Origin of the sequence: Marinobacter sp. OP 3.4 (assembly GCF_036224885.1) — a bacterium.
Classification (GTDB): domain Bacteria; phylum Pseudomonadota; class Gammaproteobacteria; order Pseudomonadales; family Oleiphilaceae; genus Marinobacter.
On record NZ_JAVVLT010000111.1, the window covers coordinates 1 to 24,914 of the forward strand.

The following is a 24,914-nucleotide window of genomic DNA, read 5'->3' on the forward strand; positions in this document are numbered from 1 at the left end:
AAGTCCGGCTGCTCACAACCGGGGAGTACGAGATAGAGGAGCAGGCCTACGAAACACTGGAAAACCAGTTGGTCGGCCAGATCCCCATATCCAAGTTCTTCGACGCCAAAGCGGGTGTTCGCTTCGACACCCCTGAGGGACCGGATCGCACGTATGCCGTGCTGGGTGTCGCAGGGCTTGCGCCACAATGGTTTGAAGTTGATGCCAACCTGTATGTGAGCGATGAAGGTGAGACGTCTGCTGCGCTGGATGCAGAGTATGAATTATTGCTCACCAATTATTGGATCCTCGCGGCAACGCTGGATGCGACGGTCGCATTCAGTGAGGATCGGGAAATTGGCGTCGGCAAAGGTCTGGTGTCCACCGAAGCCGGACTGCGTCTGAGTTATGATTTAATTGATCGCGCCTTCTCGCCCTATATCGGTGTGGTGCATGAACGAAATTACGGTGACACTGCGGATTTCGCTGAAACGGATGGCGGAAGCAAAGAAGACTGGTTTGCCGTAATCGGTGCACGCATCGCATTCTGACGTTGATGCTAAAGGGCCATGGGAAACCTCATGGCCCTTTTTCGTCTAAGATTTGATGTAACTCAAATCCACCGAAAGTCTGTGTCTGTTTTCAGTCGCAGTTCAGGTTGAAGTGTTTTGATACAGGGAAAAGTCATTAGGAAGAGAGGTGTCATTCCATGACCAAAGCACACAAAGCAACCAATCAGGAGCAGTTTTTGTTGCGCCGGAAAATGGCCGTCGAGGGGCTTGGAGAGAGTCAGTGGGAAGATCTCATCCACGATCTTAATCATCACCCCTGCGTTGATTTCGCCGAGCGTAAGCCGAATGGCACATTGCACGTGACGTACGACGGAACTCACTGGACCGTCCATGAATTACTGGAACTGATCAAGGCCTACGGTGGCCGATTAAAATCCGGATGGTGGGCCCGGCGCAAACTGGCCTGGTACCGGTTTACCGACGACAACGTCCGGGCAAATGCCAAGCATGAGCCGTTCTGCTGTTCCAAGATTCCACCCATGAAAAAATAACAGGAGGTTGAATGAGCAGGGAGGAAGATCGAACCACTCGCTATCAGGAAGGCAGTCTCACTTTACCTGGAACGGTTATGCTGGGTACCGGTGTCATGATTGGCGCCGGTATTTTTGCGCTCACCGGGCAGATGGCCCAGATGACCGGCGTACTTTTCCCGCTGGCCTTTCTCGCTGCGGCGATGATTGTGAGCTTCAGCGCCTATTCTTACATCAAGATCTCCAATGCCTGGCCTTCTGCCGGCGGTATCGGCATGTACCTGCATAAGGCCTACGGAAACCGGCTGCCGACGGCTTTCAACGCCCTGTTGATGTACTTTTCCATGGTCATCGCCCAGAGCTTCCTGGCCCGGACTTTTGGCTCTTACACCATGCAACTTTTTGGCGGGGATGACAGTGGCCGCATGGTGCCCATTCTCGGCGTGGCGCTCATTCTGGCGGCCTTTCTGGTCAACCTGCTGGGCAACCGGATGATTCAGGGGGTGGCTTCCTTTATCGGGATCCTGAAAATCGGCGGCATACTGATTTTCGGTCTGGTCGGGGTCTGGATTGCCGACTCAATCTCGGTTGATTTCTCGGAGACTGGTGAAGCTGGAGCGCTGGGCAACTTCCTGGGCGCAACCGCACTGGGGATTCTGGCGTTCAAAGGCTTTACGACCATCACCAACAGTGGTTCGGAAGTCATAGACCCAAAGCGAAACGTCGGGCGCGCCATCGTGATCTCCATTGCCGCCTGCGTGGTGATCTACACGCTGGTGGGCTTTGCGGTCGCCAGCAACCTGTCACTGGCTGAGATTATCGAAACGCAGGATTACTCCCTCGCTGCCGCTGCACGCCCTGCTCTCGGCGAATACGGCGTCTGGTTTACTGTTGCGATTGCCATGATGGCCACGGCGGGAGGGATTCTGGCCAGTGTCTTTGCTGTGTCCCGCATGTTGGCCATGCTGACAGAGATGAAGTTGGTCCCTCATCGGCATTTCGGCATGCCCGGCAGCATTCAGAAACACACACTGGTGTATACGGTGGTCCTGGGGCTGATTCTGACCGCCTTCTTCGACCTGTCACGCATTGCTGCGTTGGGTATCGTGTTTTATCTGATTATGGACATTGCCATTCACTGGGGTGTACTGCGTTATCTACGCCAAGACATCAAGGCCAACATCTGGGTGCCAGCTACAGCCATCCTGTTGGATCTTTTGGCGCTGGGAGGCTTTGTATGGGTCAAGCTTAATACCGATCCCTTTGTTATCGGCGTGGCCGTTGTCACTATGGTTGTGATTGCAGTAGCCGAACAAATTTTCCTGAAGCGATTGCCAGAATCCGCGCAAGCAGAGCAGAGCCATACGCATCATTGACCACAATCGGGGTGAGAGGTAACTACCATGATGGGAGAGAACATGTTCGGAAACACGATGTGGGCAGGACACTGGCTGTGGATGCTGGTGATTGCCATTGTGGTGGTCATTCCGGCCTGGCGTATTTGTCAGCGCACAGGGTATCCGGGTTGGATGGGTATTCTGATACTGGTTCCGATAGCTAACCTGGTTCTACTGTATTTCATTGCGTTTGCAGACTGGCCTGTAGACAAAACAGGAGATCGGAATGGCTGAGCACCATCACACCCATCAGCACGATCATCACACCGGTAAAGCCTCTGGCGAGTACGCCGCCAAGGATCCGGTCTGTGGCATGTCAGTGGATCCGCACACCGCGGAACATCGCAGCCAGCATGGCGGTAAAACCTGGTACTTTTGCTCCTCGCGCTGCCAGTCCAAATTCGACGAGCACCCTGAACAGTACCTCGGTGAGGAAAATAAGTCGCAAGAGCCGGTTGCGCCAGGCACGATGTATACGTGCCCCATGCACCCGGAAATTCGACAGCAAGGGCCAGGGGACTGCCCGATCTGTGGCATGGCTCTGGAGCCCGAGCAGGTGAGCCTGGATGATGGCCCCTCTGCAGAACTTACGGACATGACCCGCCGGTTTTGGATCGGGCTGGTGCTTACCTTGCCGGTACTGGTCCTGGAAATGGGCGGGCACCTGACCGGGCTTGACCATATGATCGCTCCGCAGATGTCCAACTGGATTCAGTTGGTGCTGGCAACACCCGTGGTGCTCTGGTGCGGCTGGCCCTTCTTCGTCCGGGGTTGGAAATCCGTGGTTAGCCGTAACCTGAACATGTTCACGCTGATAGCCATTGGTACTGGCGTGGCCCTGATCTACAGCCTGGTCGCCACACTTGCGCCCCAGGTATTCCCGGGCGCTTTCCGGCAGGCCGACGGCTCAGTGGCAGTGTACTTTGAGGCGGCAGCGGTCATTGTGGTGCTGGTGCTGCTGGGGCAGGTGCTGGAATTGCGCGCCCGGGAGAAAACCTCTGGTGCCATCAAAGCCCTGCTGGATCTGGCGCCTGCAACAGCGAGGAAACTGGACGATGACGGTGGTGAGTCGGATGTGTCGCTGGATCAGGTCAAAGTGGGCGACCGCCTCCGGGTTCGTCCGGGCGACAAGGTGCCGCTGGACGGCGAGGTGCTCGAAGGCAGCTCCAACGTGGATGAGTCCATGGTGACCGGCGAGCCTTTGGCAGTCAGCAAGAAATCTGGTGACCAGGTGATCGGCGGCAGCATTAACCAGCAGGGCAGTTTCATCATGCGGGCGGACAAGGTCGGCCGGGACACCATGCTGTCCCAGATTGTGCAGATGGTGGCCAGCGCCCAGCGCAGCCGCGCGCCCATTCAGGGCCTGGCCGACAAGGTCGCGGGCTATTTTGTGCCTGCGGTGATCGTGATCGCCATTATCGCCTTTATAGCCTGGTCGTTGCTTGGGCCGACACCCCCGATGGCATTCGGTCTGATTGCTGCGGTGAGCGTGCTGATTATTGCCTGCCCCTGTGCTTTGGGGCTGGCAACGCCCATGTCGATTATGGTCGGTGTTGGGCGGGGTGCTCAGAGCGGTGTGCTGATCCGCGATGCCGAAGCACTTGAGCGCATGGAGAAAGTGGACACCGTGGTGGTGGATAAGACGGGCACACTGACTGAAGGCAAACCTCAGGTGACCAAACTGGTGCCAGCTGCGGGGGGCAGCGAGGATGAGCTCATGCGATTCGCCGGCGGCCTGGAAAAGGGCAGTGAGCATCCGCTGGCCCGCGCCATTCTCGATAAAGCCAAGACTATGGGCTTGAATCTGCCGGACGCGGAAGACTTCGATTCGCCCAATGGCAAGGGTGTCACCGGCAGGATCGGTGGGCGGCGGGTATTGCTCGGAAACCGGCTGTTGATGGAGGCGGAAAGCGTCGATACGGCGGACTTTGAAAGCGAAGCCGACCAGCTCCGCCAGGATGGGGCGACTGTTATTTTCGCGGCCGTAGACGGCAAAGTGGCCGGTTTGCTTGCCATCGCCGATCCGGTGAAAGAAACCACCCAAGCGGCTATTTCTGCTCTGCAGAAAGATGGCATCCGAGTCGTCATGCTAACCGGCGACAACCGAACATCGGCCGAGGCAGTTGCCCGTAAATTGCGTATTGATGAAGTGGAAGCGGAAGTACTGCCGGAGGACAAGGGCAAGATCGTCCAGCGCCTTAAAGATGAAGGCCGCATTGTGGTGATGGCCGGGGACGGGGTTAACGATGCACCCGCCCTCGCCACGGCAGATGTCGGAGTCGCCATGGGAACAGGCACCGACGTGGCCATTGAAAGCGCCGGCATTACCCTGCTGCGGGGCGACCTGATGGGTATTGTCGAGGCACGCCGGCTGTCCCTGGCCACCATGCGCAATATTCGGCAGAACTTGTTCTTCGCGTTCGTCTACAACTCTGCGGGTGTTCCGATAGCGGCAGGCGTTCTATATCCGTTTTTCGGCATCCTGCTGTCACCGATTTTTGCAGCGGCGGCTATGTCGCTGTCTTCGGTCAGCGTGATAGTGAATGCGCTGCGCCTGCGGGTGATCAAGCTCGGACCAAAGTGATATACGTCGGATTTGTTGGAGATACCTATGCCGTACACGATTGATCGCATTATAGAAGGTGCCAATTTCGAGGAAGTTGACAAGCGAACTCGTCAGTCCCTCACAGATCACGGTTTCGGGGTGCTGACAGAAATTGATGTCAAAGCCACGATGAAGGAGAAGCTTGACAAGGAAATGCCCGCGTACCGGATCCTTGGAGCGTGTAATCCTGCTATGGCGTGGGAAGCCATTGGTGTAGAGCCCCGGGTAGGGGCCATGTTGCCGTGCAATGTCATTCTGCGGGAAACGTCTGAAGGTATCGAAGTCAGCGCGATAGATCCCGTAGCTTCAATGACGGCGATTGAAAACAGCGAACTGAAACAGGTTGCCGGTAAGGTCAGGGAGGCACTGTCCGAGGTTATAGCAGGTATCTGAGGCGGCGCCATCGGTTGTTTGAGATCGTGATCAGTTGACCTCGATCAAGTTACACAGGGTGTATCCAGACCGTTCAGCTTGAATTCAGCTCACCGTGATTAACTCCAAGAAGAAGTGTTTTGGCAGGTCGCCAGACCCCAAAGCCAAGACTTTCAATTATTGGAGCGATGGGTATGGAATTTAATCGTCGGTACTGGATCACTTTATCTGTCTTCGGTGTGATCGCCCTGGTGCTCCTTTGGGGCGAGCATAAAGTTCATATACTCGGGGCCTTACCCTGGTTGATTCTCCTGATTTGCCCGTTGATGCATATTTTTATGCATGGCGGTCATGGCACGCATCAACACGCCCAACAAAAGGACGACGACCGTGAGTAGCGAGGCGACGGATTATGGGCTTTGGAGCCTCGTTATTCTGAACTCTGCTGTCTTTATCTTTTTTGCATTCAGCTTTTTTAAACCCCAAACGAAGCGGGACTGGCGCTCGTTCGGGGCGTTCAGTGCTTTTCTCGTCGCGCTGTTCACGGAAATGTACGGGTTCCCGTTGACACTCTATTTCCTGGCGGGCTGGTTGCAGACTCGCTATCCGGATGTGGACTGGTTTTCCCACAACAGCGGGCATTTGCTGGAAATGCTGTTCGGGTGGCAGGGCTCTCCACATTTCGGGCCGTTTCATTTGCTGAGCACGGCTTTCATTGTCGGGGGATTCTATCTGATTGCGGCTGGCTGGCGAACTCTCTATGCCGCCCAGAAAGAGGGCAAACTGGCAACGACAGGGTTATACGCCTGGGTTCGTCATCCCCAGTACGTTGGCTTTGTGTCGATCATGTTTGGGTTTCTTCTCCAATGGCTGACACTGCTCACGTTGGCGATGTTCCCGGTGCTTCTCTGGATGTATTCCCGGTTGTCCGTTCATGAGGAGCAGGAGGTCGAAAAGGTCTTCGGAGACACGTGGCGACAGTATGCCGCTAACACACCGCGCTTTATCCCGAACCTTCGGGATCTGAAACAGCGACTTTAATAGATCACTGAGCCAGAAGAGGGTATCAGTATGGACATCAGAACGTTCGGTGAATTGATTGACTGGACCCGGGACCTGCACCAGAACCTGGCAAGTTGTCTTGGGCATTGTGCGACGGCTAACGAAGAGGAGAGAGCAAAGGCGCTATTGGAGTATCTCTCAACCCACGAAGCGGAGCTGGCCCGGATTATCGATGAGTTTGAGCGTCAAAGTGCCCGCAATACACTTGAGACCCGGGTCTACGACTACCTTAAACACAACCCGATAGAAACCCACCGCACCTGTGACCAGCCCTATGGCAAACTGGATTTTCAGGGGATCTACCGTGAGGTTATGGATTTTCATGGGCAAGTGATGGATCTGTACAAAACGCTGTGGGAGAAAGCGGAAATCCCGGAGGCCAGGGAGTTGCTGGCAGCACTCCTGGAGATGGAGAAGAACGAATCTATGCGTCTGGCCCGTCAGATAGGTCGAATGGACGACCTTTAATGCCTGAAACGCAAGTCGATTGTCGTCATTTCGAAAACGACAGGTTGTTGAAAGCTGGTTCAAGTAAAAACCACAGCAATCATCAACTCTTTGTTTCGTTTCCTGAGAATTTCAGGTCAGTTTCAGCTCTGCGTGATCTAATATAGTTAAATAGGATGACACCTTCTTGAGGATTATAAAAAATAATTTATTAGCAAAATTTATTTTATCGAGTGCGAATTAAAAAAAAGCCACAGAGGTGTCTGTGGCAAAGTTAACTCAAGAAGACAATGGCCGGGCTTGATGAACATCAATAAAGCCACTGACAGATGCATTAAATCATTCGAAACTGAATTCAGCCTGAATTACCCATCCGAATTTATGGAGACGCGACATGAATAAATTATTTGTAATCATAATCCTTGCTTTCACAGTCTCAATGACCGCTAATGCGGGGGGGCTGGCCGACAGGTTCAATGAAGCTCGCAGTTTCCCTGCTCAAGCACAAAGCCCTGAAGGTCGAACAACGGAGCTGAAAATGGAACATAAAAAAATGCATGAAATGCACGATGAGATCCATGTCAGACATGAGAATTTTCATGCCAAAATGCATGTACCTACTAAAAACGCGAAAAATCGTTCCCATCACGAAAGATAACCAATATAAATATTTTTAAGTAAATTATGTTTGGCGTCAGTCGAGCTATGATGATTGACGCCAACTTCTCGGGAAAAAGGCATCCACGCGAAGCTAATGTAATAATTGAAAACCTTTCGCAGGTATAGAGTCGATATATTTTGGGATGATAAACCTAAAATCCCACATCGATACTTAGCGTAGCGGACTAGTAACCACGCCAGGAAGAGGTTGAATGCTTTCATACCCAAACATTAATCCCGTGGCAATTTCTCTGGGGCCATTGCAAGTTCATTGGTACGGCCTGATGTATCTTGTTGGTTTTCTGGCAGCTTGGTGGCTTGGGCGCCGAAGGGCTCACCGCTTGGGGTTGAGTTACGACGCCATCGAAACGCTGGTTTTCTACTGTGCAGTTGGCGTAATACTTGGCGGGCGGCTCGGTTACGTGCTGTTCTATGATTTCGACAAGTTGTTGGCCAACCCACTCTGGCTGTTCAGAATCTGGGAGGGCGGCATGAGTTTTCATGGTGGCTTTGCCGGGGTGCTGGTTGCCGTTGTTGTCTTTGCGCGCAAGTACAGCCTGGGTTTTCTTCGGCTTACCGACTTCATCGCGCCGCTGGTTCCGATCGGTCTGGGTGCCGGGCGCCTGGGTAATTTCATAAACCACGAACTGCCGGGCAGAGTCAGCGAGGTGCCGTGGGCCATGGCCTTTCCTCATATGGGGCCAGAACCCCGGCACCCGTCTTCTTTGTATCAGTTGGCGCTGGAAGGCGTTGTTCTACTTGTCGCCCTGTGGTGGTTCACCCGTCGGCCCCGGCAAACAGGGGCCGCATCCGGACTGTTCCTGGTACTCTATGGGGCTTTTCGTTTTACGGTTGAATTCGTCCGGATGCCAGATCCACAGCTTGGGTTCGTCGCCTTTGACTGGATGACCATGGGACAGCTGCTCACACTACCAATGATCGTTGGCGGGCTTGTTCTGATTGGCTGGTCAAGACATCAGCCTGTCAACGGCGCATCAGTGCCGAGTTCCTGAAGGCACCAGTTGTAAAGGCTCTGCAAGGGGCAGAGTACCGGAGAGTGCGCTACGGTAATGGTCGATTCTGCCAAAATTCCGGCCAGACAGGAGGAACGGTTTGAGTAATTTTTATTCTCTCTGGAACGAAGCAGCAACCACAAGCCTTGGGTTTTTCTGGATGGCTCTCTGGGCATTCATTCTGGGTTACATCATCAGCAGCCTGATCCAGGTTTTGGTTACCCGCCGAAAAATGCAGCAGGCCATGGGCAAGGACGGGCCACGCAGTATCGCGCTGGGTACATTTTTTGGTTTTATCTCCAGTTCCTGCAGCTTCTCGGCCCTTGCCACCACCCGGGCAATCTTCAACAAGGGTGCCGGCCTGGCGCCTTCCCTGGCTTTCATGCTCGCCTCGACAAACCTGGTTATAGAGCTGGGCATGGTCATTGCCGTGTTTCTGGGCTGGCAGTTTGTGGTTGGCGAGTACGTGGGTGGCATCCTGCTGATTCTTGTGACCTGGCTGCTGGTTCGCATTACCCGACCACGCCGACTGGAAGCCCAGGCTCGCCGGAAAATGGATGACGGCGACGGAGACGATGACGGCGCCACCAAAAGCTGGAAGGAAAAAATCACCAGCAAGGAAGGGTGGCAACAGATTGCCCAGACTTATGTGATGGAGTGGCAGATGGTCTGGAAAGACGTGCTGATCGGCTTCACGGTGGCCGGCATCATTTCCGCCATGGTGCCCCAGAGTTTCTTTGAAGCCCTGTTTATCGGCGCCGGTGGCGAGAATGCTGCCAACCCCGGCTTTCTTGCTGTGCTGTCCCAGACCCTGGTGGGGCCACTCGCTGCCTTTTTCACCTTTATCGGCTCCATGGGCAACATCCCCCTGGCCGCAGTTCTTTTTGCCCAGGGTGTGAGTTTTGCTGGCGTCATGGCCTTTATCTTTTCTGATCTGGTGGTGCTGCCGGTGCTCAGAATTAACGCCTCCTATTATGGCTGGAAGATGGCGCTGTATATCCTCGCACTAATGCTGGTCGGCATCGTGAGTGTGTCACTGGTGATGCACTACAGTCTGGCCTTACTGGGCCTGTTGCCGGACTTCAGCGGTCAGGCCTCGATGGGTGAACGGGAGTTTTTCAAGTGGAACTACCAGGCCATACTTAACATTCTCTTTCTGGCCACAACCGTGGTGTTGCTCTGGTTCTGGCGTCAGGGGCAGAAGCAGCATTCACATGACCACGACCACCATGATCATGATCACGGCGGGCCCTCGTTGACGGATAAGGTATTGCGGGTTCTGGTAGTGATCGCGCTGGTATGGCTGGTTGGCGGGGTCATCGTGCCGCTGCTGTGATAGGCCATCGCAGCAGACGCTCCGCCATCAGCTACAGCATTGCCCGTCCGACTGCACGGGTGGGCAGGGCACGGAACCATACGAGCAGAAGATGCAACAATCCCCTGGTTTGGGCTTCAGCAGCGTCTTACAGCCCTTGCACTCGTAAAAATACTGGCACGCGTCGGAGGGCATGTCTTCAATTTGCTGATGGCCACATAAGGGACAGGTGACGGTGGACTCGGTAATGTGCTGGGTCATCGCTTGCTCCGTTGCCCGTTGTGATCGCCCGGTCGCGGAACTCTCCCGACCGGGAACACCAAGGCTGAGATATACCTTACCCCAGCTGTCCAAGCACGGGGAATGCTGACAACATCCAGGACGCAAAGCGCGTCATCTGACCGGTGATCACCATCACCCCCATGACAACCAGCACAAAGCAAAGGCTCAGCCAGAATGCTTTCAGGCGATTCTAACTGTCGTTGATCGCTCCGCCGGTCACGACAGACAGGTAACCTGGGGCTAACGGCAAAGTACACGGTGAAAAGAATGACACAAGACTACCGGCAAACGCGGCGGCAACTCCCCAAGTTGCAAGATCAGGCATTTAGACCCCCAAGTTAGGTGATTCCGTCAAATTGCCCAAAAATCGAATTTGATGCCTTCCCTGGACGTGCCGTTATCGATGATGGCACGCGCCCGCCATAGCATCTTGCCAGTACCGCACTCCGGCAGGGTAATGGTTCCCTGGTAAACACCCTGGGCGTTTGGAACCAGTTGGGTGCGGACCACGCCCATGTACATCTCAAGCCCTTCAAAATCCACGATCAGGGAGTCGCCCGCCATGTTGTCGAGGCGCACACGAATGGGGATTTCTGTCATCGATTCGATGACCTCGTCACGCAGATCCACGGTGATGGTTTGATTGCCCTTTTGCCCGATGCACTGAGCGTCAAAAGGCGCGCATCCTTCGGTGGGATAATAAGTGATGCCGGTATCCAGATCTGGCTTCAAGTACTGCGGCAACACAAAAATTGCCGCAACTACCGCACCGAAACCGGCGATACCGAATAACACTGACCACTTCTTGAAGTGCTGTTTCAATGACATCCTTGAGTTACCCGAGATCTGACGTGAGTGCTGTCTGTCATCCTTGAGGAATCAGGAAGGGCTTTCAGCCTGATTAGAGTCCTGACTCTCGTCCTGTTGGTAGCGACGCTGGTCCTCCGTCCATAGAGTTTTCAGATACTCGATCACCGATCGAATTTCCTGGTCGGTGAGAATGTCCTTGAACGCCGGCATGGTCAGCCGGTCCGTTTTGTTGAAGGGGTGCCGCCACCCCTCTGCGATCATCCTAACTAACATGGAGTCGCTGTGACGCCAGGTGTGGCCTGTCTCATCGTGAGGTGGTGGCGGCATTTCGCCTTTCTCATCCGGCTTGTTCCAGTCGGCAGTGCCCTCGCCCTGCCGTCCGTGGCAGGCGGCGCAGTACTGCTCATAAATCTGACGGCCCTCGGCCACTTCGGCCGGCACGCTGTCACTGTTCGTTGGTGCGCCCCCCGCCATCACAATGGCGGGGGCAACGAGCAAGACCAGCGGGAATGACCATTTATTCATAAAGAGGCACCCATTCGCCAGAGGCGTCCCGCGTCAGCAGATCACCGTTTTCGGTACCTACCACGAGACCTTCCGTAGGTGAGAATGTCAGCGCGGTCACCGCCTGGGTTGATTCAAGGTTGGCCCAGGTTTCGCCGCCGTCGGAACTATGGTGAAGTCGACCCTCGGTCACGGCATAGACGTTTTCCGGGGCCGACGGATCGTAATCAATGGCGGCAACAGTGCCCCGCAACTCGCCGGCATCGCCCCAGAAGCAGAAACAGTCCATGGAACGTGAAACACCGCGGGTGGTACCAGCGAAAAGCCAGCCACTCTCCATGCTGCCCGGCATATCCGAGTGCAGGAACGCCTGCACCGGCTCTCGGGGGCCACTGTCAACTTTTACCCAGCCCTCACCGCCGTCCCTGGAACGGAACATGCCATCGTCACCGAGATAGGCGTAGAGCGTATCCGGTTGTGTGGCGTGTGCCGCGATCGCTGTGATCCCGAGATCGGGCAGGGTGTCGTTCAGGGGCTGCCAGCTCTCGTTGGCATTGTCGTAGCGCCAGATGCCAAGGCCAGGCCCTGCCAGGTACAGGCTTGAGTCTGCACCCTTGGCCAGAGTGTTAGGCTGACTGCCAGAATCAGACGGTGGTAGCGGCATCTCGACGGCAGTCTGCCCTTCAAGGGCAAACAGACCACTGCCGCGAAGCACCACCAGAGCTCCCGAGGCGTTGGTGGTCAACGCCTTCACTGATTGGCCATCACTCGCAGGCTGGGCTTGAACCAGGGCGGGCATGAAGACCGCCAACGCCAACAGGAAAAGGCCGGAGGCGCCAGAACTCAGATGGTAAAAAATGGCTTTCATAGGACGGACCTCAGTAATCCTTGTGCTCACGGAAAACCCGTTGCTGGCCATTGGCGTTGAAGGCGATGACTTGGTAGTCGTCCTTTCGGCCTGTTTCCATGCCGGGGGTACCATGGGGCATGCCAGGCACTGATAGACCAATCGTGTTGAACTGCGGGTCCTCAAGGTAGGCGACGATGTCATTGGCCGGCACATGTCCCTCAATCACCAAGTCACCAATTAACGCGGTGTGGCAGGACGCCATGTCGCGCGGCACATCGTGCTGCTGCTTGATGGCATTAAGGTCGTCGGTTTCTACAATCGTGGTCTCAAAGCCATTGGCTTCGAGGTGTTCAGCCCAGGACTGGCAACAGCCACAATTGGGGCTCTTGTAGACCGTGATGGCCGTTCCGGCACTGCTGTTGGAGGTTTGGGCAGTCGCTGGCTGCGACGACTCATTGGCTTGGATCGCCAGCGTGGTTGCGCCAGCAGCAAGAACGATGCCGGACAGGCCGACCGACAGGGCAAGTTTTTTCATGTTCATGGTAGTCCTCAGTATCAATAGGCAAAGGGTAGTAGATTGCAATGAAGTGCCCGGGGCACTTTGGTTTTCCCCGGGCATTTGATGTCAGTTCAGACTGTTTGCCGAAAATGTCAGTTGGCGTCTTCCTTGTCGCCGTCCATCGGCTGATCACCATGGCTCTGCATCATGCTCATGCAGGCTTCGGTCATGGCCTTCCGGTCTTCGGGATCCATTTCGGACATCATGTTCATCATCTGCATCATGCCGCCCATTCCGTGCATGCCTTCTGAGGACATCATTCCCTGGTCTTCGCTTTCATGGGCAAAAGCTGACAGGGTAGCAGCGCTGCCTGCCAGGACTGCCGCTAGAACCGTGACTTTGATGGTTGAATTACGCATAGGATTCACTCCGGTTAAAAGCCCGTGATTATTGGATTCAAGGCACGGGACTTCGATTCAAGAATTAACGTTAATGGGCGTGCCGCGATGGGCAAAACCCGGGTTAAAACTCAGGAGTGCTGTTCTGGAGGGGGTGTGATAGAGGCCAGGAACGGATCCTGGTAAAGGGTTGCTCGCGCGGTCAATACCGGGTGGGAGCCGGTATCGGTAAAATCGATGGAGTTCCCCGGTAAGAGGGCAAAACTCACGCTAACACTGCATTTGATCAGCCCACTGGTACTCGGGCAGGCCATGTCAGGGGCTGAGACACAATCAGTTCCAGTCTCTGTTGAGGCGTTGGCGCTATCAGACTGGGCCATCATCATGGACATGGACCCGCAATCCAGCATTGAAGCTTTCGCCTGGCTGTCCGCCACTTTTGACATAGCCAACACCGGCCCGCTGATCACCAGAAGTAGTGATAGCAAAACGGAGATGATTGGGCGGTTCTTTGCGGACATCCTGATTTCAAGCACCAAGCTGTGGGGATACGGGGTGTGACAGACAACCCCTCTATCTGTTCCAATAATCCTAGCATTTTTTTATTTCAGTAACACAACCCGTCAATTCCCGAAGGCCCAGGATGAACTCCCTCTGGCCACTCTGATAAAACCCTTGACCTTAAACCTTGCTTCAACGTTATGTTCGTTCGAAATGCTCAATAGCAGAGCTATCTAACGCGTCAGCGATGGTCGGGCTAACCCCAGTAAGAGTGAGAGGCAAGATGAATTGTTGTGACAAGAAGACGAGTAACGGAGACAAGGGAAAGATGAATTCCGATCAAGGCCGAGGAGGAATGGTGGGCTTGCTGACAGGGCCGTGGCGTTGGTGGTTGTTTGGAGCCATCGGGGTCATCGCCGGACTCACTTTCGGATGGGAGCAACTGGTGTTATTCGGGATTGCTCCAATACTGATCAGCCTTCTACCCTGTCTGATCATGTGTGGTCTTGGATTCTGCATGATGAAATGTAAGGACAAGAAAGGCTCAGTGGCCGCAGTTGATCAGACGAGCGAGGCTGGTGATGTCCAGTCGATGGCTCCTCAGCCCAAGGTCTCGGATGCTTCACACTCGACGAGAGCATTCTGACAGTGAATGTGCGCTAAGAGGGATGTCGTCGCGTTCAGCCTCGCACCTGAAAATAGCGCATCATTCCTGCGTCTTCATGTTCCATGTTATGACAGTGGTAGATGTAAAGGCCGTCAAAGCGCTCGAATTTCATCGCCAGCTGAACCGTTTCACGAGGCATAACCAGAACCGTGTCGTGCCAGCCACTGTCTACCAGGCCCTGCTGTAAACTATCCGAGCTGCCGCCTCGTCGCCCTACAACGTTGAACTGCAAGCCATGAATATGCATCGGGTGAGGCATCGGTGTGTTGTTGTGGAATTCCCAGATTTCCGTGTCACCAAGGCGGACTTTTTCATCATCCGCAACATTCGTTCCGTCAAACCGCCGGCCATTCATGGCAAATCCCCGCATCATAACCGGGCTTAACTCGAACGACCGGATTCGCGTATTGCTGTTTACCGGTATTTTTTGCCGCTGCACACCTAGCTGTGCCGGTAAAGGTTCGCTGGCCTCTACTGACTTGGACACCTCCAGCCTGGCCAGGGGAAATCGGCTGCCGAGGGGCAGGGCGTTGCTGCCCATCATTCCCATTCCGCCCATCATGCCTGCCTGGAAACGGTCACTGATAAGCTCCAGCGTATCACCTGGCTGGGACTCGGAAAGGTCGACCCAGATATCAAGCCGCTGAGCCGGAGCCAGCACGGCGTAAGGCCTGTCTTCCGGTTCCTGAAGAAGGCCGCCATCTGCACCGATAACGGTGACAGGTCGCCCGTCGCTCCAGGCCAGTTTGTAGATGCGAGCGTTAGAGCCATTGAGGACTCGAATTCTGTATGGGCGGGTGGCAACCTTGCGGGTGGTTGGAGGCGCCCCGTTAGCCAGCACTCTATCCCCCAGAAAACCGTGCATACGGTCCATCATGGACCCCATGCCACGGCCCATGTAAACCAGTTCATTGTTACCAGCAAAGGTGCGGTCCTGAAGCACCAGTAACAGCTCGTTATCGCCCGACGGCAATTTGAGGTCCGCTTCTTCCTCGTCTTCAACGATCAGGAGTCCGGCCAACCCTGCGTAACTTTGGAATCCTACGCGACCACCTTGCTTGCCGTGGGCATGAGAGTGGTACCAGAACAGTCCGGCCCGGTCCAATACCTCGAAGCCAACAGTCATTGTCTCGCCTGGGCGGATCGGTAGTCTTGGCTGTCCGTCTACGTCGGACGGCACGTGAAGCCCGTGCCAGTGGACGGTGGTGTCCTCTGGCAGCTCATTGTGAATATGGATTTTGACGGTTTGGCCGTGGCGTAGCCGGATCGTTGGGCCGAGGTAACTGTCCGGATTTTCGGAGACTGTGTTTTTTGGACCTTTCAGCAATTCCGCCCTATAGCGCCACACTTCACTGGGGGCGCCCGGAAGTATGGGCACCGAATCTGGCATGGCGTGAAGATTCAGTTCAACATCGTATTCGTCTGAATCAAGGCCGAGCGTTTCCGATTCAACCGCTTTTACCCCTCCATCACACCCGGTAAGCAGAAGTCCCGGCGACAGCGTGAGAAGGACGCCGGTGCCCGCCACAGCCTGAAGGACTGTTCGCCGATGGACACTTTTACTCCGGTTCATCACTTATTCCTCAGATATTTAATCAGTGCCAGAATCGCGAGTATCAGGAGCACAACCAAAAGAATCATGATAATCATCATGAATAGCCCCATACCTCCCATGCCCTGCATCATGTTGCCCCCCATCATGCCTTCTCCCATGCGCCCGGGCTCATCAGCGAATGCAAAAAGGGACAGGAAAAGTCCAACAACCAGCGTAAATAGCCTCTCAAATACCGTCATTACAGTGTGTCTCCGTATTTTTGCCCCACTTGATTTAAAACGGGGGACTTTGGATCAGTTTGGTGCACCGCCACCGATCTGACAATGCATGAAAAAATACGTTGACCTTAAAGTTCACTTTAAGGTTATGGTTAGCATCAGTCATTGATCACTTGTTTTGAGGTGCAAGAATGAAAACGTTCAATATCGGCGAACTCTCTGAAAAAAGCGGCGTGGCCAGCCATGCGATTCGCTTTTACGAGCGGGAAAATCTCATGCCCGAGCCGGCCCGAACCCAATCGAATTATCGTCGTTACCCCGAGGATGCGATCGCCAGGCTGCAGTTCATCATTCACGCCAAGCAATGGGGTTTCACCCTTGATGAGATTCGTGAACTCCTGATGCTTCAGGACGCCAATGGCGATCGTGCTGAGGCCAAGCGAATTGCAAGGAAGCAACTGGAAAAAATCCGGCATCAGATTCAGAGCCTGTCCCGCATCGAGGCCGTCCTGTCTGAAACCCTGGAGGAATGTTCCGGTGAAGGACCAATGGACGGCTGCCCGATTGTCGAAGCCATAGCCCAGCAAGGGTGACGCTGCCAGTCGCCTGCGGATGAACTGATTTAAAAGCACAGAGTTAGCCGTGCTGAGGAGCCAAACGGGTATGCAACGAATAGAGACTCGTGTTGATGGAATGTCTTGCGCTTCGTGCGTCGGGCGGATTGAAAAGGCGCTCATGGGTCAGCGCGGCGTTGCGGAAGCCCAGGTGAATCTGGCGACCGGAAAAGCCACCGTGGAATTTGATCAGCCCGCCACGCCGGCCATGCTAATCGACTCGATTAAGGAGGCGGGTTACCAGCCACGGGTACAGTCCGCCGACATTCCGGTCATCGGCATGACCTGCGGCTCCTGCGTATCCCGGATTGAGCGGGCATTGAATAAGCAACCCGGTATGGTTAAGGCCAGCGTCAATCTGACCACCCAGAAAGCGTTTGTGGAGTTCCTGCCTGACACCTTGTCAGTGCCGCGAATTCATCGGGCTATCCGCGATGCGGGGTATGAACCTCAGGAGCCGGACGCCAGTAGCGAAACGGAAGAGCAGGACAGGGAGGGCATCGACCTCCGCCGGAAAGTGATTTTCGCTGCAGCGCTGACTATCCCGGTAGTTCTGATTGCCATGGGTAAGATGGTCCCTGCTCTTGAGGCTTTGTATGTCAGTGTCTTACCCCATCGGGGGTGGATGGCTATTGAGTGGCTCCTGACCACGCCGGTGTTGTTTTATGCCGGATTGAGGTTCTTCCGGTCCGGGTACACTGAATTGCGCCATGCCAATCCTGGCATGAACAGCCTGGTTATGATCGGCACCAGCGCTGCCTATTTCTACTCCGTCGCAGCACTGTTGGTTCCAGGATTTTTCCCCGCCGGTACCGCCGAAAGCTATTTCGAGGCAGCGGCAGTAATCGTGACGCTCATCTTGCTGGGCCGCTACTTTGAGCACATCGCCAAAGGCCGGACGTCGGAGGCAATCAAAAAGCTTCTGCAATTGCAGGCCAAGACCGCCCGAGTCATTCGGGACGGGGAAGCCGTCGAAGTGCCCATCGAAGCCGTGGTGCCTGACGACCGTATCCAGGTGCGCCCGGGAGAGCGGGTTCCTGTTGATGGCGTGGTGGAAGAAGGCCAATCCTACGTGGACGAGTCCATGATCAGCGGCGAGCCCGTTCCCGTGGCCAAGCAAAAAGACGCCGAGCTGGTGGGTGGAACCATTAATAAGAACGGTTCCCTGACGTTCCGGGCTACCCGGGTGGGTGCGGACACCGTTCTGGCACAGATCATCAGAATGGTGGAATCGGCTCAGGCTGATAAACCCCCGATCCAGGCACTGGCCGACAAGATAGCGGGAATTTTCGTTCCCGTGGTGATCGTACTGGCGATTCTGACGTTCATCACCTGGTTCAGCTTCGGGCCCGAGCCGGCCCTGTCCTTTGCCTTCGTCACGACGGTCAGCGTGCTGCTGATTGCCTGTCCCTGCGCGATGGGCCTGGCGACGCCAACAGCCATTATGGTCGGAACCGGTAAGGGCGCGGAAATGGGCGTGCTGTTCCGCAAAGGGGCGGCCCTGGAGACACTGTCTCGGATGGACACCATCGTCCTCGATAAAACCGGCACCCTGACTCGGGGCCAGCCTGAGCTGACAGATCTCATCCTGGTGGAAGGCCGCGAGGATGAGGTCCTGGCCTGGGTCGCGGCTGTGGAGACCGAAAGTGAACATCCCATCGGGGAAGCCATCGTCAAGGGCGCAAGGGACCGGGGCCTCACGTTACCCGCGATCAGTGAATTCCAGGCGGAGCCGGGCTATGGCATCCAGGCACAGGTGGCAGGACGCCGGATCAATGTGGGCGCGGACCGTTATATGCGCCGCCTCGGTATCGACCTGGCCAGCGTCGCCGACGATGCGGTGTCACTTGCTGAAAAAGCCAAATCCCCGTTGTATGTTGCCGTCGACGGACGCCTAGCCGCGCTGATTGCCGTCGCCGATCCGCTCAAGGACGGTTCGGTGGAGGCGATTGCTGCGCTCAAGTCATCAGGGCTCAGCGTGGCCATGCTCACCGGTGACAACCGCGCCACCGCCGAGGCGATTGCGCGGCAGGCCGGTATTGAACGGGTGCTTGCGGAGGTATTGCCGGACCAGAAAGCGGCCGAAGTGAAGCGCTTGCAGGAAGAAGGTGCCCGGGTTGCTTTTGTGGGTGACGGTATCAATGACGCACCGGCCCTGGCGCAAGCCGATGTGGGTATCGCCATCGGCACCGGCACCGACATTGCCATCGAGGCCGGGGACGTGGTTCTGATGCGCGGCGACCTCCGGGGCATCGTGGATGCTGCAGCGCTCTCCCGGCGCACCCGCAAAACGATCCTCGGCAATTTTGTCTGGGCCTACGGATACAACCTGGCACTGATCCCCGTGGCCGCAGGTGTGCTATTCCCGTTTACCGGCTACCTGCTCAACCCCATGCTGGCCGCCGGCGCAATGAGCCTTTCCAGTGTATTTGTGGTGACCAATTCCCTCCGGCTGGGCCGGTTCAAATCCAATAGCGGAGGCTCCGCAGCGAGCAACATCAGCGAAAGCGGAGCCGCACAGGCCAGCGTCTCGTAAGAGGCCTGGCACACAGAATCAGGAGATTGACATGATGACAAATGAGGCATGCATGTTTGGAATGGCGGGAATGGGGTTGATATCCCTTTTGCTCATTGTCGCCTTGGTACTTGGTGTCGTTGCCCTCGGCAAGTACCTATTTTCGAAAAACAGGGACGATTCTGGACGCGCGAGTAAGAACGCCAGAGGAGACTATGACTACCACTCTGGAGCATGAAATCCATCGGGCACCCACGGCAAGCATCGGAGTTAGACTGAACGCAAAAGCAAAAGTAGTCGGGGTTCTGCTACTGCTGGTTGCACTGGCAGTGTTCTACTGGGTCATGCTTGAGACTGGAGCATTAGCCACGGTGACTGATAAGGCGGCCTTGTCGGAATGGATTGACCAACTGGGGTATTGGGGGCCGGTGGGGATCATTGGCCTGATGATCACGGCCATTGTCCTGAGCCCGATCCCCAGCGCCCCGATCGCCATGGTTGCCGGTGCCGTCTATGGGCCTCTATGGGGAACATTAATCGTGGTGATCGGCGCTGAGGCCGGCGCACTGATCGCTTTCGCCATTGCTCGATCCCTGGGTTTCGACGTTATCCACCGCTGGAGACGGCTACGTCCGGTATTGAAGTGGCTGGGCAAGGAACGCTCTCAGGGCGCATTGATGCTTGTCATTTTTACATCAAGGTTGGTGCCCTTTATCTCCTTTGATGCGGTCAGCTATGCAGCGGGCCTGACACCACTCGCGTTCTGGCGCTTCGTGGTTGCAACGTTGGCCGGTGTTATCCCGACAGCGTATTTGATCACAGCGTTTGGTGGCTTGGTCATGGCCTCTGAGTCCGGGGTAGTGACGATACTTCTGGTTCTGGTCAGTGGCATTACCCTGTTGCCGTTTGTTGCGAAGCTGCTTTTGGCTTATCGCAGGGGGCGCAGGAACGCGCTCCAGCATTAATAAAAGCCGGAGGAACTTATGCTTGGAGCTCCGGTCTCAGTTGCTCAACCGAATGGAAGGGGGCTGAAGGCGCGTCGTTTCTGTCGGTCTGGCGCGCCCATTCATGTGGGGTATGGTCGATCTTTGTTTACCATACGTGAAAGACGCTTGAGCTGTTCTGTAATCGGGATATCGGAGCGATGATAAAACGGCTTTTGGGCCTGGTAGCAATACTGCTTTTGGTTTTGCTTCCTGTTTCACAGGGAATCGCTATGATCTCATCTGGAGGGGAGCCCTTGGCTGAGACTTGTGTTCGGCTGCCGGCTGCCCCAGCTATGCCAGATTGCTCCAGCCTCCAGGCCATGGGTAGCTGTAGTAGTACGTGCGTTTGTTCTCAAGTTGGAGAACCTACCATTGCAGATGGCCCCTTTTTCTCTTCCCCCCTCGGTCCCAATGACCATGTTCCGCACTTTGGCCGTTTACTTTCAGGCCCTGACCCCTTCCCTCCCAAATCTTGAGTAGTGTCCTGAATCTCTGATTATCCGGGGTGTCGCTTTGCCTGATGATCGCTCGAATCTGAACAGCGAGCGTCGACATGGCCAGCCCTCATCGTATTACTTCTGCCTGAAGACCACCTGAAAATAAGAGGATAACCGTTATGAAGTTCTGTCTGGAATTTCGAGCACGGGATACGTTCGTGTTCTGCCGTCGACTTTCGATTACACTTTTTTTGAGTCTGTTTGCCGCTTTGGCGTATGCGTCGCCAACGATGGATCCTGGAGTCAAGGCGTTGCAGGAAAGAATCGGTTTTACGGTGGCCGAACGCTTCTCCACACCAGCCGAGGGCGTGACCGGTTATGTGGTGAAGACCGAAGATGGAAAAACCGGAATAGTCTATGGCTTGGGTGACTACACATTCTCCGGCGCGCTTCTGGAAAGCGACGGCAACGATCTGACCCGTCAATATACGGAACGCTATGTACCGAAGCCATCGTATGCTTCCATTGCCGAGCAACTTTCTCAGGACCCCCATTTGGTGAGTGAGGGTGGAGAGGATGTTCCCGAGGTCTATGTATTTGCGGACCCCAATTGCATTTTCTGTCACAAATTCTGGAAGCGGACCCGAAGCTGGGTATCAGACGGTAAAGTCAGGCTGCACTGGGTCATGGTTGGTTTTCTAAAGCCCTCAAGCCTGGGTTTCTCCGCTGCAATCATGAACGCGGATGATCGGGCAGGAGCGCTCCAGGCGTTCGAGGAGAACTTTGGTAACAATGGTAGCGGGGAGGGCATTTCCGAGCTCACGCCCGTACCGGCGAACCTCAAGGCGGCGCTTGAGCAGCACAGTAAGTGGATGGCCGAACTGGGTTTCAGTGGAACGCCAGGGCTGCTGTTCAAAGACACGAGTGGCCAATGGCAAGGCCAGACCGGCGTGCCTGGGCAGGAAGCGCTGGGAAGGGCGCTGGGGATAGCTGAGTAATGGATCAGCTGCCATCATTACTCATTGCCGGCCAGATCCTGATGGCGGTTGTTGCAGGGTTACTGCTCAACCTGACGCCCTGTGTTCTGCCAGCAATTCCCATCAAAGTCCGAACCATCCTGCGTGAGGCTGGCGGCCAGCGGTCCCACCGGGTGCTGGCCGCGTTGGCATTCACGGCCGGAACACTCACCTTTTTCCTGACGCTGGGCGGCCTGACCGCACTGCTGCAGTGGAACTGGGGCACGTTGTTCCAGTCAACGCTATTCGTGGCCGTCCTGGTTGCGTTAATGGTCGGGTTTGCGGTGATTACCTGGCTCGATCTGCCCATCCCCGTCCCGACATTCGCCGCCTCGGCGCATGGCCGGCGTTACTTTGAAGCCTATGTATCCGGGCTGTTGAGTGCGATCCTGGCCGCGCCCTGCGCAGGCCCTTTCCTGGGTGGCGTACTGGCCTTTGCCGTTACCCAGCCGGCGCCGGTCATCATGGGGATATTCGGCAGTATCGGGCTGGGGCTGTCGTTGCCCTACGCGGTACTGATGCTCAGGCCCGAGTGGCTGAGCCGTTTGCCCAAGGCGGGCCCCTGGACCGTAGCCATTCGTGAAGTGCTCGCGCTGATATTGCTGGCCGCCGCCGTGTTTTTCAGCGCGAGCCTGGTGCCGAAAGCGGTATACCCCTGGCTGTGGTGGGCCTGGCTGGCGCTGGTGCTGGTATGGGGGCTTCGCCGCTTCGTCCGGGGTAATGGTGCCGTGCGCGTGATCACTGCAACGGCGGCAGGTCTTGCCCTTGCGGTGACGGTGGTATTCGCATCCCCGCTTGGCAGTAGCGAGGACGAACTTGTCTGGCAACCCTACTCAGCAGAACTCCTGGCGGACACAAAAGCCCGTGGCACACCGTATTTGCTGGAGTTCACTGCGGACTGGTGCATCAACTGCAAAGTTCTGGAGCGCACCGTGTATAAAGAGCCCGCTGTGGCCGAAGCCGTGGAGCGGGCCGGCATGGTGCCGATTCAGGTGGATGTGACAGCAAGCGATCCCGAAAAAGACGCATTGTTAACCGCGACGGGTGGGCAGGCCTTGCCCTTTGCAGCGGTTTTTGCCGCTGACGGCGCCGTTGTCGCCCGTTTCACGGGACTCTTTGACACCGATAGCCTGGTCGAGGCGATCAACCGCACCGAGAATTCACAACCCTAGATACTGGAGATGAACCATGACAACCCGACCCAAAGTATTGCTGACCGGCGTAGCGGTTTTTCTGATCGTGATCGCGGCGTTCATGTTGATCGGCACCAATTCCGGAAAGGCTCCTGGCTCAGCCCAGACTGAACAAGCCAGTTCTGACCCTCAGGCACCAGTTGCCCGCACGGGGTTGGCAGATTCTTCCGATAAGGTCCGCCTCAATCTTGCGGAAGGCGGCAAAGCCCTGATAGGGGAGACCGGTGAAATCGTTCTGACACTGGACATTGAACCTGGCTGGCACGTGAATGCGAATCCAGCCTCCATGGAGTTTCTGATCCCCACCGTCGCCAAGTCTTCGGCTGGCGGCCAGTCGCTCGATATTCCGACGGAGTACCCTCGCGGTCGGGTCAGTGACATTGTGCTGGGTGACACCGCCCTGGAGGTGTACGACGACGGTGCGAGTATCCGGCTGCTGCCAGATGAAAAACAGACCACCGCGCTGAAAGAGGCAGGCAAGCTTGACATGACAGTACGGGTGCAGGCTTGCAGTGACGAGGGCGTTTGCCTGGCACCGGCTGATCTGCCCGTTGCGCTGAATCTGGACGATACCAAGCCACAATAATCCATGACTTCTTTCGAAAAGAACTCAAATGGAGAATGACAGTGAACAGCTTATTCAGAGTATTCCTGATTGCCGTGGTTGCCCTGGGCAGCACCAATGCCATGGCCCATTCCATGGAGGATGTAGAGGCCTCGTTGAACGAGAAAGAGCGGTATGCCCAGTTTGTGGATCAGCCGGCCCCTGAATTTGATCTTACAGGCGTTGATGGCAATACCCTTTCCCTTGCCGACTTAAACGGCAAAACCGTTGTGCTCAATTTTCTCTATACGCGCTGTACCGAGGCCTGCCCTTTTCATATGAACCTGATACGGCAGTTGCAAACCGGGGTTGAAGAAGAAGGGCTGAGTGAAGAGGTGGTGTTCATCACCATTGCCACTGATCGCGAGGATATTGCCGGTACCCGGGACAACATGCGCGCGTATGGCGACAATTTCGACCTGAACTTCGATAATTGGCACTTTCTGTACCGGGGCGAAGGCGAGCCGCCCGGGTTGACGTCAGAGCTCGCCAAGGCCTACGGCGTTCAGTTCAGGGATACGGGTGAGGGGGTACAGGTCCATGGCGTGGTAACCCACGTGATTGACCCGGAAGGTCAGATGCGGGCCCGGTTCCATGGATTAAAATTCAAGCCTGAGCATCTGGTGACCTACCTGACGGCCATTGCCAAAGGCCCCAACGCGGCAGCCGGTGATGGGTTCTGGGGCCGGCTGCACGGGCGCATTGAAGCGTTGCTACAGAGCGAGTAACGCGTGGGGCACCATGCCGGCAGCAAACCGACCACTGTAATCAGGAGAAATGTCTAATGAGTCACCAGCGCATATCCGCCGCCCGTGGAATCGCGGCAGTTATTTTCGCGCTTGCTATTTCCATAGCCGCTCCAGTTATGGCTGCAGGGAAGGTTCCGAAGTCCGTGGGGCCCCAGGGGTTCCTGATCTGGGAGTCCCCTCGCACTCTGCCCGAGCTGGCTTTTGAAGACGAAAACGGCAGACCGCTGACACTGGCTGACTTTCAGGGCAAGGTGATTTTGCTCAATATCTGGGCGACCTGGTGCCTGCCTTGCCGTGAGGAAATGCCGACGCTGGACTCACTTCAGGCTCAACTGGGCGGCGAGCAATTTGAAGTGGTCGCGCTGTCCGTTGACCACGCAGGCATCAGCGTTGTTGAGAAATTCTACCGGAAAAGCGGCATCCAACATCTTCGCCAGTTTATTGATCCGTCGACAATGGCGACCTCAACACTGGGCATAGCAGGTGTTCCTACAACGCTGCTGATTGATCACGACGGTCGCGAAATTGGCCGTCTGGTCGGTGCCGCGGAATGGGACAGCCCGGCCATGGTGGATTTGATGACCCGCACCATTGAAGGGGTTCCGGACTGACTGGATTTACGCA

The 24,914-nt window shown here is 55.8% G+C and carries 31 protein-coding genes; 23 read left to right on the plus strand and 8 right to left on the minus strand.

Translation table 11 applies throughout. The annotated features are described in order from the left end of the window. The 12 genes from RO069_RS18660 to RO069_RS18715 all read left to right on the plus strand — a co-directional run. Nucleotides 1-530 (plus strand): copper resistance protein B (locus RO069_RS18660; protein ID WP_328189591.1); only part of this gene is annotated, 530 nt, incomplete at its 5' end. Nucleotides 531-688: 158 nt separating this feature from the next. Then, nucleotides 689-1,042 carry a hypothetical protein gene (locus RO069_RS18665; protein ID WP_328189592.1) on the plus strand — a complete coding sequence of 118 codons (354 nt, stop codon included), beginning with the start codon at nucleotides 689-691 and terminating at the stop codon, nucleotides 1,040-1,042. Between the two features lie 11 nt (nucleotides 1,043-1,053). Next, nucleotides 1,054-2,397, plus strand: coding sequence for an APC family permease (locus RO069_RS18670; RefSeq protein ID WP_328189593.1), 1,344 nt, complete (start codon nucleotides 1,054-1,056; stop codon nucleotides 2,395-2,397). Between the two features lie 27 nt (nucleotides 2,398-2,424). Further along, complete coding sequence (locus RO069_RS18675; protein WP_278593301.1) at nucleotides 2,425-2,652, plus strand: hypothetical protein; 228 nt, start codon at nucleotides 2,425-2,427, stop codon at nucleotides 2,650-2,652. Next, nucleotides 2,645-5,002, plus strand: coding sequence for a heavy metal translocating P-type ATPase (locus tag RO069_RS18680; RefSeq protein ID WP_442915396.1), 2,358 nt, complete (start codon nucleotides 2,645-2,647; stop codon nucleotides 5,000-5,002). The genes RO069_RS18675 and RO069_RS18680 overlap by 8 nt, the downstream gene beginning before the upstream one ends. Nucleotides 5,003-5,029: 27 nt before the next feature. Further along, on the plus strand, nucleotides 5,030-5,416 hold the full coding sequence (locus tag RO069_RS18685) for a DUF302 domain-containing protein (protein ID WP_264995835.1): 387 nt from the start codon (nucleotides 5,030-5,032) through the stop codon (nucleotides 5,414-5,416). 173 nt (nucleotides 5,417-5,589) lie between these two features. Beyond that, entirely contained in the window at nucleotides 5,590-5,793 is a 204-nt protein-coding gene (locus RO069_RS18690; RefSeq protein ID WP_230715835.1) for a DUF2933 domain-containing protein, read from the plus strand. Further along, nucleotides 5,786-6,436: a methyltransferase family protein gene (locus RO069_RS18695; protein WP_260546983.1), complete on the plus strand. Its 651-nt coding sequence runs from the start codon at nucleotides 5,786-5,788 to the stop codon at nucleotides 6,434-6,436. Before RO069_RS18690 ends, RO069_RS18695 begins: the two co-directional genes overlap by 8 nt. Nucleotides 6,437-6,466: 30 nt before the next feature. Then, nucleotides 6,467-6,925, plus strand: coding sequence for an ATPase (locus RO069_RS18700; RefSeq protein ID WP_328189594.1), 459 nt, complete (start codon nucleotides 6,467-6,469; stop codon nucleotides 6,923-6,925). Between the two features lie 373 nt (nucleotides 6,926-7,298). Continuing rightward, complete coding sequence (locus RO069_RS18705; RefSeq protein ID WP_328189595.1) at nucleotides 7,299-7,562, plus strand: hypothetical protein; 264 nt, start codon at nucleotides 7,299-7,301, stop codon at nucleotides 7,560-7,562. A gap of 214 nt (nucleotides 7,563-7,776) precedes the next feature. Next, entirely contained in the window at nucleotides 7,777-8,577 is an 801-nt protein-coding gene (lgt, locus tag RO069_RS18710; RefSeq protein WP_328189596.1) for a prolipoprotein diacylglyceryl transferase, read from the plus strand. Nucleotides 8,578-8,677: 100 nt separating this feature from the next. Then, nucleotides 8,678-9,913, plus strand: coding sequence for a permease (locus tag RO069_RS18715; protein WP_328189597.1), 1,236 nt, complete (start codon nucleotides 8,678-8,680; stop codon nucleotides 9,911-9,913). A gap of 27 nt (nucleotides 9,914-9,940) precedes the next feature. Here RO069_RS18715 and RO069_RS18720 read toward each other — a convergent pair whose 3' ends face one another. From RO069_RS18720 to RO069_RS18750, 6 genes are all read right to left on the minus strand, one after another. Next, a complete protein-coding gene (locus RO069_RS18720) occupies nucleotides 9,941-10,153 on the minus strand; it encodes a GDCCVxC domain-containing (seleno)protein (RefSeq protein ID WP_328189598.1) in 213 nt (70 codons plus the stop codon). A gap of 372 nt (nucleotides 10,154-10,525) precedes the next feature. Further along, nucleotides 10,526-11,002, minus strand: a complete 477-nt coding sequence (locus RO069_RS18730) for a hypothetical protein (protein WP_091854694.1) — start codon at nucleotides 11,000-11,002, stop codon at nucleotides 10,526-10,528. A gap of 51 nt (nucleotides 11,003-11,053) precedes the next feature. After that, the gene (locus tag RO069_RS18735; protein ID WP_091854696.1) at nucleotides 11,054-11,509 is read right to left on the minus strand and encodes a c-type cytochrome; all 456 of its coding nucleotides are present in this window, start codon (nucleotides 11,507-11,509) and stop codon (nucleotides 11,054-11,056) included. Then, a complete protein-coding gene (locus RO069_RS18740) occupies nucleotides 11,502-12,356 on the minus strand; it encodes a WD40/YVTN/BNR-like repeat-containing protein (protein ID WP_058089852.1) in 855 nt (284 codons plus the stop codon). The genes RO069_RS18735 and RO069_RS18740 overlap by 8 nt, the downstream gene beginning before the upstream one ends. A 10-nt stretch (nucleotides 12,357-12,366) precedes the next feature. Then, nucleotides 12,367-12,879 carry a DUF411 domain-containing protein gene (locus RO069_RS18745; RefSeq protein WP_058089851.1) on the minus strand — a complete coding sequence of 171 codons (513 nt, stop codon included), beginning with the start codon at nucleotides 12,877-12,879 and terminating at the stop codon, nucleotides 12,367-12,369. Nucleotides 12,880-12,989: 110 nt separating this feature from the next. Further along, entirely contained in the window at nucleotides 12,990-13,256 is a 267-nt protein-coding gene (locus tag RO069_RS18750; RefSeq protein WP_058089850.1) for a hypothetical protein, read from the minus strand. 216 nt (nucleotides 13,257-13,472) lie between these two features. Here RO069_RS18750 and RO069_RS18755 point away from each other — a divergent pair, with 216 nt between their 5' ends. Both RO069_RS18755 and RO069_RS18760 read left to right on the plus strand, forming a co-directional pair. Beyond that, the gene (locus RO069_RS18755; RefSeq protein ID WP_058089849.1) at nucleotides 13,473-13,796 is read left to right on the plus strand and encodes a hypothetical protein; all 324 of its coding nucleotides are present in this window, start codon (nucleotides 13,473-13,475) and stop codon (nucleotides 13,794-13,796) included. Nucleotides 13,797-14,064: 268 nt separating this feature from the next. After that, nucleotides 14,065-14,382 carry a hypothetical protein gene (locus RO069_RS18760; RefSeq protein WP_058089848.1) on the plus strand — a complete coding sequence of 106 codons (318 nt, stop codon included), beginning with the start codon at nucleotides 14,065-14,067 and terminating at the stop codon, nucleotides 14,380-14,382. A gap of 34 nt (nucleotides 14,383-14,416) precedes the next feature. Here RO069_RS18760 and RO069_RS18765 read toward each other — a convergent pair whose 3' ends face one another. Both RO069_RS18765 and RO069_RS18770 read right to left on the minus strand, forming a co-directional pair. Continuing rightward, nucleotides 14,417-15,976 (minus strand): multicopper oxidase family protein, encoded by a 1,560-nt coding sequence (locus tag RO069_RS18765; protein ID WP_058089847.1) that lies wholly within the window; start codon nucleotides 15,974-15,976, stop codon nucleotides 14,417-14,419. Further along, nucleotides 15,976-16,197 carry a hypothetical protein gene (locus tag RO069_RS18770; protein ID WP_328189599.1) on the minus strand — a complete coding sequence of 74 codons (222 nt, stop codon included), beginning with the start codon at nucleotides 16,195-16,197 and terminating at the stop codon, nucleotides 15,976-15,978. The genes RO069_RS18765 and RO069_RS18770 overlap by 1 nt, the downstream gene beginning before the upstream one ends. 170 nt (nucleotides 16,198-16,367) lie before the next feature. Between RO069_RS18770 and RO069_RS18775 the strand changes: the two genes are divergently transcribed. The 9 genes from RO069_RS18775 (at nucleotide 16,368) to RO069_RS18815 (ending at nucleotide 24,901) form a co-directional block, all read left to right on the plus strand. Beyond that, nucleotides 16,368-16,769, plus strand: coding sequence for a MerR family transcriptional regulator (locus RO069_RS18775; protein ID WP_058089845.1), 402 nt, complete (start codon nucleotides 16,368-16,370; stop codon nucleotides 16,767-16,769). Nucleotides 16,770-16,839: 70 nt separating this feature from the next. Beyond that, entirely contained in the window at nucleotides 16,840-19,326 is a 2,487-nt protein-coding gene (locus RO069_RS18780; RefSeq protein ID WP_328189600.1) for a heavy metal translocating P-type ATPase, read from the plus strand. Between the two features lie 31 nt (nucleotides 19,327-19,357). Further along, entirely contained in the window at nucleotides 19,358-19,543 is a 186-nt protein-coding gene (locus RO069_RS18785) for a hypothetical protein (protein WP_248236291.1), read from the plus strand. Next, nucleotides 19,521-20,270, plus strand: a complete 750-nt coding sequence (locus RO069_RS18790; RefSeq protein ID WP_328189601.1) for a TVP38/TMEM64 family protein — start codon at nucleotides 19,521-19,523, stop codon at nucleotides 20,268-20,270. The genes RO069_RS18785 and RO069_RS18790 overlap by 23 nt, the downstream gene beginning before the upstream one ends. A 637-nt stretch (nucleotides 20,271-20,907) precedes the next feature. After that, nucleotides 20,908-21,726 (plus strand): thiol:disulfide interchange protein DsbG, encoded by an 819-nt coding sequence (dsbG, locus tag RO069_RS18795; RefSeq protein WP_328189602.1) that lies wholly within the window; start codon nucleotides 20,908-20,910, stop codon nucleotides 21,724-21,726. Then, nucleotides 21,726-22,916: a protein-disulfide reductase DsbD family protein gene (locus RO069_RS18800; RefSeq protein WP_328189603.1), complete on the plus strand. Its 1,191-nt coding sequence runs from the start codon at nucleotides 21,726-21,728 to the stop codon at nucleotides 22,914-22,916. Before dsbG ends, RO069_RS18800 begins: the two co-directional genes overlap by 1 nt. Before the next feature lie 16 nt (nucleotides 22,917-22,932). Then, nucleotides 22,933-23,523, plus strand: coding sequence for a protein-disulfide reductase DsbD domain-containing protein (locus RO069_RS18805; RefSeq protein WP_328189604.1), 591 nt, complete (start codon nucleotides 22,933-22,935; stop codon nucleotides 23,521-23,523). 35 nt (nucleotides 23,524-23,558) lie between these two features. Continuing rightward, on the plus strand, nucleotides 23,559-24,269 hold the full coding sequence (locus tag RO069_RS18810) for an SCO family protein (RefSeq protein ID WP_248236314.1): 711 nt from the start codon (nucleotides 23,559-23,561) through the stop codon (nucleotides 24,267-24,269). Nucleotides 24,270-24,325: 56 nt separating this feature from the next. After that, complete coding sequence (locus tag RO069_RS18815) at nucleotides 24,326-24,901, plus strand: TlpA family protein disulfide reductase (protein WP_248236321.1); 576 nt, start codon at nucleotides 24,326-24,328, stop codon at nucleotides 24,899-24,901. Nucleotides 24,902-24,914 lie beyond the last annotated feature (13 nt).